This window comes from Nonomuraea sp. NPDC005650 (assembly GCF_040605375.1).
In the GTDB taxonomy this organism is placed as follows: Bacteria; Actinomycetota; Actinomycetes; order Streptosporangiales; family Streptosporangiaceae; genus Nonomuraea.
This window is the reverse complement of sequence record NZ_JBEXCR010000061.1, coordinates 13,810-30,859: the sequence shown is the minus strand read 5'-3', so window position 1 is coordinate 30,859 and position 17,050 is coordinate 13,810. Positions and strand designations below refer to the sequence as shown.

The following is a 17,050-nucleotide window of genomic DNA, read 5'->3' as shown; positions in this document are numbered from 1 at the left end:
GCAGGTGAAGGAGAGGTGATTCTCAGTTTTCCTCCAGGAAGCTATGGCACGGTGGGTGCCGTTGTTTATTAAGGTGTCAATAATCCCCTGATGTCCTCGACGCCTCTGATGTTCCAAACGAAAGGTATGCGCGGATGCTTTCGCCCCGCCGACTGGCAGCGACCGCCGCACTCCTCGCAGCTCTCACCGCCGTCGTGCTCGTGCTGCTCGTCCTCGCCGGTCTGATCACTCTCGGCGCGGCGGCGACCACGGTGGCCTTCATGGCCACGCTGGCGGCCCTCGCCTTCCTCGTGCTCACCGTGCGCCGCCTCGACGGCAAGGCGCACCGGATCGATCTGCGGATCAAGAAGTACGAGGCCGAGCTGACAAGGACCACGACCGCTCTCAAGAACATCGAGACCAGGCTGGACCTGCTGGTGCAGGCCGTCGAGGACTCCGCCGGGCGGCGGGCCGACGACCTCGGCGCGATCCTGGCCTCGCTCGGGGAGGACCGGGTCAACGCCATGGCGCGGGCGCGAGAGGTGGAGGAGCTGCGCGCGGAGGTTCGCGCGCTGGCCAGGGACTCCGTATGACGCGGGTCCGGCACAACGACTACGGGGCGCTGACCCCGCCGGCGGTGGGGGCGTGGGAGCCCTCGCTGCGGGTCTCCGTGGTCATCCCGGCCTACAACTGCGCGGAGGCGCTGGAGCGCACGGTTCCGGCGCTGGCGCGGCAGACGTACCCGGCCGAGCTGGTCGAGATCGTGATCGCGGACGACGGCAGCGAGCCGCCGCTGGAGGTGGCGGGCGCGCGGGTCGTACGGGTGGCCGGCGGGTGGGGACGCGGCGCGGCCAGGCAGACCGGGCAGCTCGCGGCCACCGGGGACGTGATCCACTGGCTCGACTCCGACATGCTCCTCGCGGACGACCACATCGAGGCGCACATGCGCTGGCACCATCTGATCGACCACGCGGTGGTGATCGGGGACCTCCGCTTCGTCGAGGAGCCGGGCGAGGAGGGCGTCCAGTCCGAGTACACGCGCAGGACCCTGGAGTCGACCAGGTGGCTCAAGGACGCGGGCATGAACGCGTACCTGCTGCACACGGGCGCGTCCACGTCCGTACGGGCCGATCTGCTGCGCGCGGCGGGCGGCGTGGACCCGTCGCTGAACATGGCGGAGGACACCGAGCTCGGCTACCGGCTGGCGCAGGCGGGGGCGGTGTTCATCCCCGACGCGCAGGCCAGGGCCTGGCACGTCGGGTCCTCCACCGTGATGCTGCGGGAGAAGGAGGTGCACCGGCACAACTGGTCCTACCTGGGCGATCTCATCCCGGACCTGCGCTGGCTGCGCAGCCATCCCAGGCGTCACTGGCGCGTGCCGTACGTGCGGGTCGTCGTGGCGGCGACCACCTACGAGCAGACGCGGGCGACCGTCGACTCGGCCCTCGCGGGCACCCTCGCCGACGCGGCGGTCACCGTCGTCGGCCCTTGGGGCAAGCTGACCGGCGAGCGCCGCTCCAGCCTCGACGACCCCCTCCTCGACCTGCGCCTGCTGCACAATCTCTACACGCACGAGCCCCGGGTCGTGTTCGCGGAGAGCGTACCCGCCTCCGCCGCGCCGGCCCCCTTCCTGCTCCACGTGCCCTCCGGATGGACGCTGGGCGCCGACACGCTCTCCAGGCTCGTCCACCACGCGGACGGCGACCTGCTCGGCCTGGTCAGCGTCGCGCTGTCGGAGGACGCGTCCGGGGTCGTGGCCGCCCGCCTGGAGCGCACGGCCGCCTTCTCCCGCGCCGCGCTCCACGGGGGCCCGTCCGACGGCCTGGTGCACGAGATGTTCGGGTCGGAGTGGGTCAGCGGCGGCGAGTACGGGTTCGCGGTGGCGGAGGAGGCCGAGCCGCTGGCCGGTGACCCCGCGAAGTGGCGGGCGCTGGCCGGGGAGCGGCTGCGGGAGGTCAAGGAGCTGCGGGCGGAGGTGGAACGGCTCGCCGCCGAGGTCGAACGGCTGTCCGCCGCGCCGCCCGCCGACCAGCCGGCCGAGCGCGGCGGGTTGAGCTCGCTGATCAGGCACCTGCGGAGCGCCGGATGATCCGTCAGCTGCTGGCGGAGCTGCCCGGAGCACGTGTCTTCTTCGCCGGGATCGACGACGTCGCCCCGCTGTACGCCGCTCCCGCCCGTACCTCCGCCTCCACGCAGCCCCGGGAGGTCGTGGACCTCGACCGGGACCTGCTGGAGCCGCCCACTGAGGCCGAGCAGGTGGGCGAGGTCCTCGTGCTCGCCAGGACACCGGCCGACCTGCGCAGGGTCGCGACCCTGCACAAGCTGCTGCCGCAGGCCGAGCGGGTGGTCGTGGCCGTGCTCGACACGCCCGCCGCCCACCCCGCGCCGGTCCCCACCCCCACTCCCGCGCACCGGTGGCGGTCTTTGACGGATCTGCGGGTCTACCAGCCCAAGAACCGGATCTGGGTGGTCGACGCCCGTTTCTCCGCCTCCACGCCCGCGGGCCGTACCGTGACCGCGACGGCGCGGGCGTTCGCCGGCCACCGCCTCGACGTGATCGCGGCCCCGGCGGCGGCGATCGCGGGCGTCGGGGCGGCCGACTGGCGCCCCGGCGACCCCAACGCGACGCCCGCCGAGGTGACGGGGCCGGTGCCAGAACGGGTCGGCGCGCCGGGCAGCGACGTGGTCCTGCGCACCCTCGGCCACCCGTCGGTGGAGCACCCCACCCCGGGCGAATCTGCCCCCGCGCAGGTCGACGACCCTGCCGAGGACGCCGAGACCGTGGAGTGGGCCGGGGACGAGACGCCCATCGAGCGGCCGACGTTGCACGCGGTGAGCTGGGAGCACCTCGGCAGGCCGGGCATGGCCGGCTCGCCGCTGGCCGACCCCGACGTGCTCGGCGAGCCCTCCATGGTCCCTCCGGTGGACGAACGCCTCGTGAACCCCCAGGGTTTCGTCACCACCCCGTCCCGGGGCATGGCCTCCCTGGTGGAGCGGGACGGCCGGTGGTCGGTGGTGCTGGATGACAAGGTCGTGACGTCGTTCGCCGAGTCCGGCGGGGTCACCGACGCCGACGTGGCCAGGCTCCGCCAGATCCGCGGCGTCGAGGTGGACTGGCGGCACGCGCACAACGGCCCCCTGTCCGCCGTACGGGTGCTGACCGGCCTGGCCGCCGCCGGGGTGCCGCTGCGCGCGGAGGCCGTGCCGCGCTGGGCGGGCGCGCTCGGGGACGAGATCATCGAGCTCGTCGAGCTCTGCCCGGACCTCTCGGACGAGCTCCGGCGCGAGGAGCACAGCATCCGCCTGCGCCGCGCCGCGCTCCGCACGCACGGTGTCGCGGCGAGGTGGGAGCAGCTCGGCGCGCCCGCCCCCGCTCCCCCGCTCACCTCGGTCCTGCTGGCCACCCGCCGCACCGACATGGTGTCGTTCGCCCTCGACCAGGTCGCCCGCCAGCGCGGCGCCGAGCTGGAGGTCGTCCTCGCCCTGCACGGCGTCCCCAAGGGCCACCCGGAGGTGGCCAAGGCGATCGACGCGTTCGAGGGCTCGGTGACCGTGTTCGAGGCCGACCGCCAGCACGTGTTCGGCGAGGTGCTGAACCACGCGGCCGCCATGGCCTCGGGTTCGTTCCTGCTGAAGATGGACGACGACGACTGGTACGGCCCCGACTTCCTGTCCGACCTGCTGCTGGCGCATTCGTACTCGGGCGCCCAGGTGGTGGGCACGGTGCCGGAGTTCGTGTACCTGTCGTCCATCGACGTCACCGTGCACCGCAGGCAGGTCACCGAGCAGATCACCAGCTTCGTCGCCGGGGGGACGATCCTGGTGGAGCGCTCGGCCTTCCAGGCGGTGGGCGGGTTCCGGCCGTTGCGGCGCTCGGTGGACACCCAGTTCCAGGAGGCCCTGCAGGCGGCGGGCGGGCAGATCTACCGTACGCACGGGCTCGGCTACATCCTGCGCAGGGGCCCGGCGGCCAACCACACGTGGCAGGAGCCGATCGGGACGTTCCTGCAGCGCAACAGGCAGCAGTGGCGCGGCTTCCGCCCGAACGCCCTCATGGCCCTGGACGGGAGCGAGCCCGCATGACCGGCGTCCCCCGCATCCGCCACAACGACTTCGGCGTGCTCGCCCCGCCCGCCCTGGGCGCCTGGGAGCCCACGCTCACCGTCACCGTCGTCATCCCGGCCCACGACCGCCAGGAGACCCTGAACCTCACCCTGGCGGCCCTGTCCGCCCAGAGCTACCCCGAGCACCTGCTCGACGTCATCGTCGTGGACGACGGCAGCGCCACCCCGCTCCATCTGCCGGAGCTCGTGCCGGCCAGGACCAAGCTGATCTCCAGCCCGCCGGGGGGCTGGGGCCGGGCCTGGGCCCTTCAGGCGGGCCTGGACGCCGCGACCGGCGAGGTCGTCTTCGTCCTGGACGCCGACATGGTCCCGCACCGGCGGCACGTGGAGGCCCAGCTCCGCTGGCACCACCTGGCCCCGTACGTGGTGGCCCTGGGCTGGATCGACTTCACCGCCGCCACCGATCTCCCGACGCAGGAGCGGGTGCGCCAGGCGCTGGAGTCGGACGAGGAGGGCGCGCTCTTCCCCCTGTCACCGCACCGCCACGACTGGGCTGAGCAGATCATCGACGACCACGACGGCCTGCGTACCGCCCCCAGCTCCCTGGCGACCCGCATCCACGTGGGCGCGACGGCGTCGTACCCGGCCGGGCTCCTGCGCTCGATCGGCGGCCTGGACACGTCCCTGGTGCTGGCCGAGGACACCGAGCTGGGCTACCGGCTCACCCAGGCGGGCGTGGTGTTCGTCCCGGACCCGGACTCCCGCGCCTGGCACATCGGGCTGCCGACGGCGATGCGCGAGTTCGCGGCGCTGAAGCGCTACAACGACCCCTACGTCGCCGACCGGGTCCCCTACCGCCGCTACCTCCGCACGGACCCGGGCCGCCAGTGGCTGGTGCCGTACGTGGACGCGACGGTGCCGGCGGGCCCGTACGAGGACACGAGGGCGACGGTCGACGGCCTCCTGGCCGGCACGATCCCGGACGTCCGGGTCACCGTCCCCGGCCCCTGGGAGTCGCTGAGCGAGGAACGCCGCTCCCCGCTCGCCGACCCGGACCTCGACCTCCGCCTCATCCAGGCCAACTTCGCCGGCGACCCCCGGGTCCACCTGACCAGCCCCCTGGAGGGGACCGCCCCGTTCCGGCTCTCGGTGCCGCCCGGCTGGGTCGCGTCGAAGGAGACGGTGGAACGCCTGGTGGCCCACATGGAGGAGCACGACCTGGGCGCCCTCTGCGTGGCCCTGGAGGAGACGGAGCAGGGCGTCACGACGGCCAGGCTGGACCGTACGGCGGCCGAGTCCAGGGCCGCGCTGATCGCCGCCCCGGACGACGAGTGGGACGACCTGATCGACGCCCTCTTCGGCCTGGAGTGGCTGGACGGGGAGAGCTGGGGCTTCAAGCGCCGCCCCGCCGTCTATCCGCCGCGCAAGAAGCCGATCCCGGAGCTCGACCGGCTCGCCGCCGAGCACGAGAAGAAGCTCGCCCTCTACCGCAAGCGCACCTCCGCCCTCCGCGCGGAGCTGGCGCAGCTGCGGCGGGAGGCGGGCAAGAACGGCAGGGACGCGACGCGCTGGCGCGAGAAGGCCGAGACCTGGCGCAGGGAGGCGGTCCGCCTCACCCGCGCCCAGAACCGCACGGTGCTAGAAAGAGCCGTCCGCAAGGTCCGCGACCTGGCCTTCCCCACCGGCTCCCCGGCGCGGGAAGACCAGCCGTCGCCGGTGTCCGACGACTAGTCGTCGCCCTCCACGCGCATCACGCCGGCCACGGCGCGCACGATGTCGAGCTCGCGCAGCCCCTCCATGGTCGCCGACAGGGCGGCGTCCGTGGCGCGGTGGGTGACGATGACGAGCTGGGCGTCGTCACCGTGGCCCTCCTGGCGCACGGTCTGGATCGACACGTCGTGCTTGGCGAACAGCTCCGCCACCCGCGCCAGCACGCCCGGCTTGTCGGCCACGTCGAGCGCCACGTGCAGGCGCGTGACGGTGTCGCCCATGGGATGGGCCACCAGGTCGGCGTAGGTCGACTCCTCCGGCCCGCGCGTGCCCGCCAGGCGGTTGCGGGCGACGGCCACCAGGTCGCCGAGGACCGCGGAGGCCGTGGGCGCCCCGCCCGCCCCCTTGCCGTAGAACATGAGCTGCCCCGCCGACTCCGCCTCCACGAAGACCGCGTTGTACGCCTCCCGCACCCCGGCCAGCGGGTGCGACCGCGGGATCATCGCGGGGTGCACCCGCACGCCGAACGAGCGGCCGTCCTCGGAGCGGGCGCAGATGGCCAGGAGCTTGATGACGTAGCCCATGGCCTTGGCCGAGGCCACGTCGGTGGCGGTGATCTCGGTGATGCCCTCGCGGTGCACCTCGGCGGCCGTGACGCGGCTGTGGAAGGCGAGCCCGGCCAGGATGGCGGCCTTGGCGGCGGCGTCGAAGCCCTCGACGTCGGCCGTCGGGTCGGCCTCGGCGTAGCCGAGCGTCTGGGCCTCCTCCAGGGCGTCGGTGAAGGACGCGCCCGTCGAGTCCATCTTGTCGAGGATGTAGTTGGTGGTGCCGTTGACGATGCCGAGCACGCGCTTGACGTGGTCGCCCGCCAGCGACTCGCGCAGGGGGCGCAGCAGCGGGATGGCGCCGGCCACGCTGGCCTCGAAGTAGAGGTCGCCGTTGCCCTGCCTGGCGGCCTCGTGCAGGGTGGCGCCGTCTTCGGCCAGCAGCGCCTTGTTGGCGGTGACCACGGACTTGCCCTTGGAAAGGGCGGCGACGATCAGCGTGCGGGCGGGCTCGATGCCGCCGATGACCTCGATGACGATGTCGACGTCGTCGCGGGTGACCAGCGCCTCGGCGTCGGTGGTCAGCAGCGACGGGTCCACCTCGACGTCGCGTTTGCGGCCGAGCCTGCGCACCGCGACCCCGGCCAGCTCCAGCGGGGCGCCGATGCGCGCGGCCAGGTCGGCGGCCTGCTCGTGCATGAGCCTGATGACCTGCGAGCCGACGACGCCACAGCCCAGCAGTGCCACTCTCAGCGGTTTCACAGCTGCCCCCTCAACAGGTCGTCCTCGGTCTCGCCCCGCACGATCACGCGCGCCTTGCCGCCGGAGACGGCGACCACGGCCGGCCTGGGCAGGTAGTTGTAGTTGTTGGCCAGCGACCGGCAGTAGGCCCCGGTGGCCGCCACCGCGATCAGGTCGCCGGGGGCGAGGTCGGCGGGCAGGTGGAGGTCGCGCACGATGATGTCGCCGCTCTCGCAGTGCTTGCCGACCAGGCGGCTGAGCATGGGCTCGGCGGTGCTCTCGCGGCTGGCCAGCACCGCGGTGTAATCGGCGCCGTAGAGCGCGGTGCGCACGTTGTCGCTCATGCCGCCGTCGATGCTCACGTACGTGCGCAGGCCCTCGACGTCCTTGACGGTGCCGACCGCGTAGAGGGTGACGCCGCCGGGCCCGACGATGGTGCGCCCCGGCTCCACGGTCAGCCTGGGCACGGGCAGGCCGGCGTCCGTGCACACCTTGGTGACGATCTCGCGCAGCCCGTCGGCCAGCTCCTTGATGTCGGGCGCCTCGTCGCCCTCGACGTAGGCGATGCCGTAGCCGCCGCCGAGGTCGAGCTCGGGCAGCACGACGCCGTGCTCCTCCTTGATCTGCACGAGCAGCGCGGTCAGCCGCCTGGCCGCCACCTCGAACCCGGCCGTGTCGACGATCTGGGAGCCGATGTGCGAGTGCAGCCCGACGAGCTCGAGCTGCGGGAGGGCGAGGATCCGGCGCACGGCCTCCGCGGCCGCCCCGGTGTTGAGCGACAGCCCGAACTTCTGGTCGTCGTGCGCCGTCGCGATGAACTCGTGCGTGTGCGCCTCGACCCCGGTGGTCACCCGGATCATCACCTTGGGCCGCTTGCCCAGCCGCTGGGCGAGGTGGCCGAGCCTGGCGATCTCCTCGTAGGAGTCGACCACGATGTGGCCGACCCCGACCTCCAGCGCCCTGGTCAGCTCGGCGACGGACTTGTTGTTGCCGTGCATCGTGATGAGCTCGGGCGGGAACCCGACGCTGAGCGCCACCGCCAGCTCGCCGCCGCTGGCCACGTCGAGCCCGAGGCCCTCGTCGTGGAGCCAGCGCACGATCTCCTTGCACAGGAACGCCTTGCCGGCGTAGTGGACCTCGGAGCCGGCGAAGGCCGTGGCGTAGTCGCGCATGCGCGAGCGCACGTCGTCCTCGTCGAGGACGTAGAGCGGCGTGCCGTGCTCGCGGGCCAGATCGCGCACGTCCACTCCGCCGACAGTGAGCGCGCCATCGGTCCGGGTCGACGTTCGCGGCCAGATCGCGGGGTTGATCCGGTTGAGGTCGGCGGGCGCCAGCGGAGGGCGCTCGTGGGGCAGCATCTCGGCGTGCCGGTCCCCGGCGGGATGGACGAATCGACTCACCTGATCGAGGCTATCGGAACCGCAACAGAGCCATGACCCGGTGCCCACGTATCGAGACGCGATCAAGCTCCAGAAGGGATATTTTTACGATTCTTCGCCGTTTGGCCGAATATTTTGCAATCCCCTACAGCCGTTCCGGCCCAGGCAGCACACCCGTCACAGCCTCGGCCAGCCGCACCCGGGCCGTGTGCACCGGCCCCGGCGCCTCGTCGCCGACCGGGACGGCCGGCGCGTGCTCGTGCGCGTCGTGATAGGCCAGCGCCAGCCGCACCAGGTACGTCTCCCACCCCGGCTCCCTGCTGACCAGCCGCCCGGGCAGCTCGGCCAGCACCCGCAGCACCCGCCGGTCGTACGGGCCGTCGAGCAGCTCCCCCCTGAACCCCTCGGGCGGCACCCCCAGCTCCCGTGCCCACCTGAGCACCGCTCGGGCCCGCGCATGGGCGTACCGCACCACGAACCCGGGGTTCTCCCAGGTCCGCGGGAAGTCCGGCCACGGGGGCTCCGGGAGGTCGACCGGCCCGACCCCGTCCGCCAGCTCCCCCGGCTCGCTGACCACGATCCGCAGGAAGCCGTCCGGCCGGACCTCCACCAGGGAGACCCCGTCCAGCTCCCGTACCCGCCCGGCGAGCTCCTCGGCGGGGACCCGGCGGCGCAGCGCGGCCGCGGAGACGTAGCCGGCCTCGCCCTCCCACGTCCCCTCCGGCACCGGGGGCTCCCCCAGCACCTCGGCCAGCTCCACGGGCGTCATGGCCCAAACCCTAGGGCGTCGCGCCTCAGATGAGGGCGTGCGGCTCGGCGGAGCCGTACTCGACCAGGTGGGCGGCCCCGAGCAGCCAGCGGTCCTCGTCGCGTACCCGCACGTAGCCGAACCGGTCGGCCGAGAACACCTTGATCCCGTCCGTCCGGCACTGCCGCATGAGCACCTCGTCCCACCCGTCCGTCAGGTCGGCGAAGCCGATCTCGCGCAGGGTGTTGCGGCGGGCCAGGAGGGTCGCGCCGGCGATCTCCGGGAGGTAGGCGTACTCGGCGTCGGGCTGCTTGAGCAGCGTGGCCTGCGGCTTGCGGAGGTGGGCGTAGAAGGCCGCCTTGCCGACGATGTCGGCGGTGCTGAAGAGGAAGGCCCGCCGCAGGTCCGACAGGTAGTGCGGGCCGTACACGTCGCGCGGGTCCATGACCGCCACCAGGTCGGCCTCGCACAGGTCGATGCCCGCGTCGAGCATCGCGCCCTCGGTCATCGCCGGGTGCGGGCGGCGGTAGACGATCTCCACGTCCGGCAGCACGTCGCGGGCGCGCAGCTCGGACTCCGGCGGCCCGATGACGATGAGCTGGTCGACCCCCGACTGCTTGGCGACCTGCGCCAGCGCGTGCTCCATCAGGAACGGGTCCATGATCGGCAGCAGCACCGAGGTGTTGAGGCTGGCGCGGGCGCTGGGCAGGCCGATCGCGTCGAGGAGCTCGTCGATCCGCTCGGTCATCGTGCCCATCTGGTACGCCCGCCGCAGCGCCACGTGCGCCCGCCGCGTGTCGCCCTCGGTGCCGATGGGCGTGCCGCAGGCGGCGAGCTCGGCCAGCCGCCACTGGGGCGTGCCCGGCGGGCAGTCCACCGCGGCCGGCCAGCGGTAGGAGGTCAGCACGTCGGGGTAGGTCAGGTGCCCGGGCAGGAGCTGGTCCAGCGTGAGGACCCGGTCGATGCGCCCGCCGGAGAGCGGCAGCGGGTTGTGCACCCGCGGCTGCACCCCGAACTGCAGCCGCGGCCAGGCCACGGTCAGGTCGGTCGTGAACCGGTGCTCGAACAGCTCGGCCGCCGCCGCGTACGCGTCCACGTCGCCCTGCGTGTGCCAGAAGACCGTGCGGATGCCGCGCTCGGCGCACCAGGCCAGCAGCGCCTTGAGCCCTTCGCCCGGCTCGCCGGTGATCTCCTCGACCCACGGCCCCTGCGCGACGGACTCGACCACCAGCAGGTGGGGCACCTCCAGCGGGAGCACCCTGGCGAAGTCGCGCGGCGTGAAGCCGGTCGTCTGCCGCCATTCGTAGCGCAGCAGCGCCTCGGCGTGCGGGTCGGCGATGACCGCGGCCGTCAGGTGCGGCCTGGTGTTGGGTCCCGTGGGCACCCGGAAGGGCTTGAGCTTGAAGGAGGCGCCCCCGAGCGTCCTGGTCGTGCTGGTGGCCTGGTACGCCGCCCCGGGGCGCTCGTCCTTGGCCTTGGCGCTCGTGGGGGGCTTGCGCTTGGGCGCGATGGGCCGTTTGACGGGCTTGGCCGCGCCCCTGAGCCCCTTGGCCAGCCGGACCGGGTTGCTCTTGCCGCTCTTGATCGCGTCACCGAGCCGGTTCCAGCGGGCGACCTTGATCGAGGACAGCTTCCAGTTGGCCACCTCGGCCTGGAAACGCTGCTCGGCCAGATCCTTGCGCAGCTTCTCGGCGGCCGTCCGCTCGACCTCGAGCCGCTCCTCGGCCTCGCTCAGCCGCTCGGCCAGCGACCTGGCCTCCTCGGCGCTCTGCTCGGCGGCGGCCAGCTTGGCCTCGGCGGCGCCCAGCAGCCTGGCCAGCTCCGCGGCGCGCTCGGCCTGCGCGACAGCATCCCGCAACGCTCGGCGAGTGCTTTCCAGCTCCGTCGACAATTGACCCTCCGCTCCCTCAGCCCGGCAAAGGATACTCTTTTTGCCTGAAGCGTCTCGAAGGGATGAGATCCGGTGCAGTTCAACGTGCGGCCCTACGTCTGCGGCGCTCTAGGCCGGATCGACCCCGCCCTGCTGGGCAAGTTGACCGCGGCGGGCCCACGGCTCCTTCCAGCGCTCCAGTCGGCCGAGGCGGCGCTGTTCAGCTCCGCGCCGCTGCCGCCCTACCACCGCCAGGGGCACGCGTACGCGTTCTCGTGGGGCGAACGCAAGCCGGCCGCGAAGGACGACTGGATGGCGGTCGCGGAGACGTACGAGGCCCCCGGGCTGATCGGCGACGACGCGAGTGTCACGCTCCACACGGGCGCCCTGGGCCTCGTGGACGTCTACTACGTCCGCCTGGGCGACGCGGTCTACTTCTCGTCCCAGATCCAGCCGCTGCTCAGCCTGGTGCCGGTCGAGATCGACTGGTCGGCGTGGGCGTCGATCCTCCAGGTGACGTTCCCGCTGGGCGAGGCGACCCCGTACGCGGACGTCAAGCGGCTGCCGGGCTCCAGCGCCCTGGTGTGGCGGCACGGCAGGCTCGCAACCGAGCGCCGGCTGCCACGCTGGCTGCGTTCTGAGCCGTACGAGTCGTGGATCAGCCCGCGCGAGATCGTCGAGCTGCTGGACGAGGTCTACCGGGACTACGACGGCCGCAAGCTGCTCGTGCCGGTCAGCGGCGGCTACGACTCGCGGCTGCTGGCCGGCGTGGCCAAGGCCCGCGGGATGGACGTCGAGTCGTGGACGACCAGCCCGGACGACGGCACCGACACCGACATCGCGTTCGCCAGGTCGATCACCAGGGAGCTGGGCATCCCCCACCGGGTGATCACCCAGAACGCCGCCGACTACCCGGACGACGCCGTCGAGGTGGCCCGCAGGCTCGAATACCTGACGCCGCACCACGCCTGGTACGCCCCCTTCGCCAAGGAGGTGCACCAGGCGGGCCGGATCCTGGTCGACGGCCTGGCCGGCGGTCCGCTGCTGAAGAACTTCATGGTCAGCAGCGCTGCACTGGAGGCCACCACGCAGGCGGAGCGCTCGGCGGCCGTGCTCGGCTCGCTGTCGCTGGGGGCGCCCTCGCAGCCGTTCCTGTCCAAGGCCGCCGCCCAGTGGATGGAGGAGACCGTGCGCGAGCAGTTCCTGGCCGCCACCTCCATGTTCCACGGGCACCGGGCCGAGCTGCCGCTGTCGGTGCTGCACACCAGGACCGTGCGCGGCATCGCGCGCTCCGCGGTCAACCTGGTGGGGCCCGAGGCGTCGTTCGCGGCGCCGTTCATCGATCCGCGCTTCTTCGACGCCGCGCTGTCGGTCGGCGTGGCCCGCAAGGACAAGGGCCGCTTCTACCGCGAGGTGCTCCACGCGGCCCATCCACGGGTGGCCGCACTCCCCTCGACGAATGTGGTCAAGCAGCCGCTCCAAAGGGTGCCGCTGCGGTCGACGGCCGCCCCCGCCCGAAATTATTCGCACCGCATGCTGGAGACTGTGGTGAGAAGGGTGCCTGGCCTGCTGTCGGACGAGCTGCACGAGGTCGTCTCAGGCGGTCCCGACGCCTTGACCAGGTTCAATGGGTGGAACGACCGCTTCTGGGTGCGCGGATTGGTGCTCTTCGGACTATGGTTGAGCGACTTCGAGAACGACCTGTCGGACCTCGCGGCACCTTTTTAGTGAACTCTCGGTAACGGGGCGATTACGTACGGATCTCGCGGGTATTAACCCTGGCACAGCAGAAGCGGGTTCCGGAAAGCCACCGGGCTGATAGTGTTCGGCCCGTAAGCGCCGCACAAACGGGCACCAGATCACAAATCCGGTCTCGTTCTAGGGCAGTGGAGTTCGCAGGGATGACGACTCCACGCGGCGCGGTCACCAGATAGTAACGCCGGGGCAACCGGTGACTTCGTCCTGCCCACATCTCTTCCTGTGAGCGACATATGATCAACGCATCCCCATTGCCGGAGCCGATCTCCGAGGCGTTCGTCTCGGAGGATCCTGCCTGGTACAAGCGGGCGGTGTTCTACGAGATTCTCGTCCGGGGGTTCAAGGACTCCAACGGCGACGGCACCGGCGACCTGCGCGGTCTGACCGAGAAGCTCGGCTACCTCAAGTGGCTCGGCGTGGACTGCCTGTGGTTGCTGCCGCTGTACGAGTCGCCGCTCCGCGACGGCGGGTATGACATCTCGGACTACATGAAGATCCTCCCCGACTTCGGGGACCTGGGGGACTTCGTACAGCTGATCGAGAAGGCTCACGAAGGCGGCCTGCGGATCGTCACCGACCTCGTGATGAACCACACCAGCGACCGCCACCCCTGGTTCCAGGCGTCCCGTCACGACCCCGAGGGTCCGTACGGCGACTTCTACGTATGGTCGGACCATCCTGGCGGCTATCCCGACGCCCCGATCATCTTCATCGGCGCCGAAGAGTCCAACTGGACCTACGACCCTGTGCGCAAGCAGTACTACTGGCACCGTTTCTTCCACCACCAGCCGGACCTCAACTATGACAACCCGGCGGTGCAGGAGGCCATGCTGGAGGTCCTGCGCTTCTGGCTGGACCTGGGCATCGACGGGTTCCGGCTGGACGCGGTGCCGTACCTGTTCGAGCGCGAGGGCACCGCGTGCTCGGGGCTGCCGGAGACGCACGCGTACCTGAAGAAGATCAGGGCCGAGGTGGACCGCCTCTACCCCGACCGGGTGCTGCTGGCCGAGGCCAACGGCTGGCCCGAGGACGTGGTGGAGTACTTCGGCGACCCCACCATGGGCGGCGACGAGTGCCACATGGCCTTCCACTTCCCGCTCATGCCGCGCATCTACATGGCGGTCAAGAAGGAGACGCGCGAACCGATCTCCGAGATCATGTCGCGCACGCCCAAGCTGCCCGAGAAGGCGCAGTGGGGCATCTTCCTCCGCAACCACGACGAGCTCACGCTCGAGACGGTGACCGAGGAAGAGCGCGACTACATGCACAACGAGTACGCCAAAGACCCGCGCATGCGCGCCTACCTGGGCATCCGCCGGCGCCTGGCCCCGCTGCTCGACAACGACCGGGACCGGATCGAGCTGTTCACGGCCCTGCTGCTGAGCCTGCCCGGTTCGCCGGTCATGTACTACGGCGACGAGATCGGCATGGGCGACAACATCTGGCTGGAGGACCGCGACTCGGTCCGCACGCCGATGCAGTGGAGCCCCGACCGCAACGCCGGGTTCTCCTCCGCCGACCCCGGACGGCTCTACCTGCCCGCGGTCATGGACCCGATCTACGGCTACCAGGCGGTCAACGTGGAGGCCCAGCAGCGCCATGAGGGCTCGCTGCTCCACTTCACCCGCAAGATGCTGGAGATCCGGCGCAGGCACGCGGTGTTCGGCGTGGGGGCGTACACGGAAATGTGGTCGTCGAACCCCTGCGTGCTCACCTACGTCCGCGAGGACCGCGACGACATCATGCTCTGCGTGAACAACCTGTCGAAGTTCCCGCAGCCGGTCGAGCTGGACCTGCGCAGGTTCGAGGGGATGGTCCCGGTCGAGGCGCGGGGCGGGGTGGAGTTCCCGCCGATCGGTGAGCTGCCGTACCTGCTCACGCTGCCGGGGCACGGCTTCTACTGGTTCGCCCTGAAGAAGAAGGAAGAAGCCGCGCTCAGCGCGCGGTGACCGGCACCTGGGCACGGGCCGCGCGGCGGGCGGGAATGAGCGCCACCGCGAGGGCCGTGCCCACGGCCGTCACCACGGCGACGGCCAGTGTCAGGGCGGAGGGCGCACGCCCGATGCCCGCGCCGACGCCGCTCGTGTGGCCCTGCAGGTCGATCAGCCCGGTCACCACGGACATGCCCGCCGCCGCGCCCGTGCCGATCCCGAGCACGACCAGCAGCCCGGTGCCCGTCACGAGCGTGGCCATGACCTGGCGCGGCGTCAGCCCCATGGCCTTGAGCACGGCCAGGTCGAACGCGTGGTCACGCAGCCCGAGCGCGCTGGCGGTGAGCAGGTTGGCCAGGCCGATCAGCATCAGCACGGCGATCAGCGCCACGATCACCACCCGGATGATCGCCAGCCGGTCCGCCGGGTTGACCGCGGCCTGCACGTCGAGGCTCTCGCCCGACTCGGCCATCAGCCGCCCGCGCACCTCGCCCTGGTCTGCGCCCGGTTTCAGCGCCAGCGCGTAGAACTCCGGCGGCACCGAGTCCTTGGCCGCCAGGCTGTCGAGCCCCACGGAGATCACCTCGCCGTCGAGGTCGGGCTCGACGGTCCTGCCGACGATCCTGACGATCAGCGGCGTGCCGCCCACGGTCAGCCGCACCCGGTCGCCGATCTTGATGCCCAGCAGGTCGAACAGGCCCTGCCCGGCCACCGCCTCCCCCTGCTGGCCGTACATGCGCCCCTCGACCACGGGGAACGGGTACGGCTCCGTCGAGCTGCCGATGGCCCGCACGCGCACCGAACGGGCCATGCCGGGCGCCAGGGCGTTCACGTCGGTGCCCGGATAGACCGTGGCCACGTCCCTGTCCAGCCGGGCGATGCGTTCGGCCTCGGCCGGCTCCAGCTTGCCCGGCCTGACGTACAGGGAGGCGTGCTGGCCGACCTGCTCGGGGTGGTCGGCGAAGTTGTCGAGAGTGGCCCAGACGCCCAGCCCGATCGTGATCATCATCATCGGCACGGCCAGCCCGAACGCCGTCAGGAACGCCGGCACGCGCCTGGTGAAGGCGTCTCTGGTGCCGAGGACGAGGGCGGGCGGGAGGCGTACGAGGAGGGCCAGGCGGGCCAGCCTGGACAGGCGGCCGCGCGGCGGCAGGGCGGGCGCGGCGGGGATCGGCGGTGTGCGGCCGCCGCGCCACGCGGGCACCCCCACCGCGGCCAGCACCACCAGGGCCGTGCCGCCGACGATGGCCAGCACGGGGATCGGCGCCACGGACGTCGCGCCGAGCATCGCCGCCATCACGCCCCAGCCCACCACGGCGCCGATCGCGACGCCGATCAGGCCCAGCGCGCCGTGCTCGACCAGGAGCAGCAGCGCGATCTGGCCCCTGGTGAAGCCCATCGACTTGAGCGTGGCCAGGTCGCGGAGCTGGGCCAGCACCCGGCCGCCGGCCGCGTTGGCCAGGGCGAGCGCGGCGGCCACCAGCCCGACCACCCCGAACAGCGCCAGCATCGTGCCCAGCAGCCGGTTGTCCAGCTCCATGGCCGCCCTGACCTCGCGCCAGGTGTAGACCCGCTGGAGTTTGTCCTCCAGCATGACGACCACGCGCTGCGAGACGACCTGCGTGGCGTCGGGGTCGGCCAGGCGCAGCCCGGTGACCCACTCGCTGCGGCCCAGCATGGGCTCGATGCGGTCGAGCGTGACGGGCAGCACGTAGGCCAGGCCGGGCGTCCACTGGGGGTAGAAGCCCTGCTCGGCGGAGTCGGCTATGCCGCGTACGTACAGGGTGTGGCGCTTGCCGTCGAGCGCGATGATCGTGAAGGGCGCGCCGATCTTGAGCCGCAGCGAGGTCGCGAACGAGCGCTCGACGACCACGCCGTCGGGCTGGGAGGCGTCCAGCCACCGGCCCTCGGCGACCACCGGGTGCGCCACCTGCGGCGCCGCGGCGGGCATCGCGCGCAGCGCCGCGGGCTCCTTCTTGCCCTCCTGCGCCACGGTCACCGGCGCCGACCGGTACGGGCCCGCGATCTGCGTCACGCCGTCGATGCCGCCGAGGTCGGCCTGGGGGCTGTCGTCGGTGTAGAGCCAGACGTGGGCGCCGTCGGTCTGGGCGAACAGGCTGCGCCACGGGTTGGTGCCGTCCTCGAGCAGGGTCGCCGCGGTGATCAGCGCGGCCACGATCCCGGCCACGGTCAGCACCGTCAGCACCGCCTGGCCCTTGCGGGCCCGCAGGTCGGCCTTGATCCACCGGCTTCCCGCCAGAGTGGCTGTCACAGGCCCTCCTTCTTCGGACCTGTGACAGCGGCGGTGCTGTGTCCGATCGTTCG

At 72.0% G+C, this 17,050-nt stretch carries 11 protein-coding genes; 6 read left to right on the top strand and 5 right to left on the bottom strand.

The genetic code is table 11. From position 1 onward, the window contains the following. The first annotated feature begins 134 nt into the window (after window positions 1-134). The 4 genes from ABZS69_RS59150 to ABZS69_RS59135 are packed head-to-tail and all read left to right on the top strand — an operon-like array spanning window position 135 to window position 5,774. Window positions 135-572 (top strand): hypothetical protein, encoded by a 438-nt coding sequence (locus ABZS69_RS59150; RefSeq protein ID WP_355391225.1) that lies wholly within the window; start codon window positions 135-137, stop codon window positions 570-572. Then, entirely contained in the window at window positions 569-2,068 is a 1,500-nt protein-coding gene (locus tag ABZS69_RS59145; RefSeq protein ID WP_355391222.1) for a glycosyltransferase, read from the top strand. The genes ABZS69_RS59150 and ABZS69_RS59145 overlap by 4 nt, the downstream gene beginning before the upstream one ends. Then, complete coding sequence (locus ABZS69_RS59140) at window positions 2,065-4,062, top strand: glycosyltransferase (protein WP_355391219.1); 1,998 nt, start codon at window positions 2,065-2,067, stop codon at window positions 4,060-4,062. The genes ABZS69_RS59145 and ABZS69_RS59140 overlap by 4 nt, the downstream gene beginning before the upstream one ends. After that, window positions 4,059-5,774, top strand: coding sequence for a glycosyltransferase (locus ABZS69_RS59135; RefSeq protein WP_355391216.1), 1,716 nt, complete (start codon window positions 4,059-4,061; stop codon window positions 5,772-5,774). Before ABZS69_RS59140 ends, ABZS69_RS59135 begins: the two co-directional genes overlap by 4 nt. Here the strand turns inward: ABZS69_RS59135 and ABZS69_RS59130 are convergent. The 4 genes from ABZS69_RS59130 to ABZS69_RS59115 all read right to left on the bottom strand — a co-directional run bounded on the left by ABZS69_RS59130 (window position 5,771) and on the right by ABZS69_RS59115 (window position 11,024). Next, window positions 5,771-7,060, bottom strand: coding sequence for a homoserine dehydrogenase (locus tag ABZS69_RS59130; RefSeq protein WP_355391213.1), 1,290 nt, complete (start codon window positions 7,058-7,060; stop codon window positions 5,771-5,773). The two genes, ABZS69_RS59135 and ABZS69_RS59130, sit on opposite strands and share 4 nt — an antisense overlap. After that, window positions 7,057-8,439 (bottom strand): diaminopimelate decarboxylase, encoded by a 1,383-nt coding sequence (gene lysA / locus ABZS69_RS59125; RefSeq protein WP_355391211.1) that lies wholly within the window; start codon window positions 8,437-8,439, stop codon window positions 7,057-7,059. Before lysA ends, ABZS69_RS59130 begins: the two co-directional genes overlap by 4 nt. A gap of 124 nt (window positions 8,440-8,563) precedes the next feature. Next, on the bottom strand, window positions 8,564-9,187 hold the full coding sequence (locus ABZS69_RS59120; protein WP_355391208.1) for an anticodon-binding protein: 624 nt from the start codon (window positions 9,185-9,187) through the stop codon (window positions 8,564-8,566). Between the two features lie 25 nt (window positions 9,188-9,212). Further along, window positions 9,213-11,024: a hypothetical protein gene (locus tag ABZS69_RS59115; RefSeq protein ID WP_355391205.1), complete on the bottom strand. Its 1,812-nt coding sequence runs from the start codon at window positions 11,022-11,024 to the stop codon at window positions 9,213-9,215. Window positions 11,025-11,129: 105 nt separating this feature from the next. Here ABZS69_RS59115 and ABZS69_RS59110 point away from each other — a divergent pair, with 105 nt between their 5' ends. Both ABZS69_RS59110 and treS read left to right on the top strand, forming a co-directional pair. After that, a complete protein-coding gene (locus ABZS69_RS59110; protein WP_355391203.1) occupies window positions 11,130-12,764 on the top strand; it encodes an asparagine synthetase B family protein in 1,635 nt (544 codons plus the stop codon). Between the two features lie 263 nt (window positions 12,765-13,027). Then, entirely contained in the window at window positions 13,028-14,743 is a 1,716-nt protein-coding gene (treS, locus tag ABZS69_RS59105; protein ID WP_355391200.1) for a maltose alpha-D-glucosyltransferase, read from the top strand. On the opposite strand, the gene ABZS69_RS59100 is transcribed toward treS, so the two are convergent. Then, entirely contained in the window at window positions 14,730-16,997 is a 2,268-nt protein-coding gene (locus ABZS69_RS59100; RefSeq protein WP_355391198.1) for an FtsX-like permease family protein, read from the bottom strand. The genes treS and ABZS69_RS59100 overlap by 14 nt on opposite strands. Window positions 16,998-17,050: the final 53 nt, after the last annotated feature.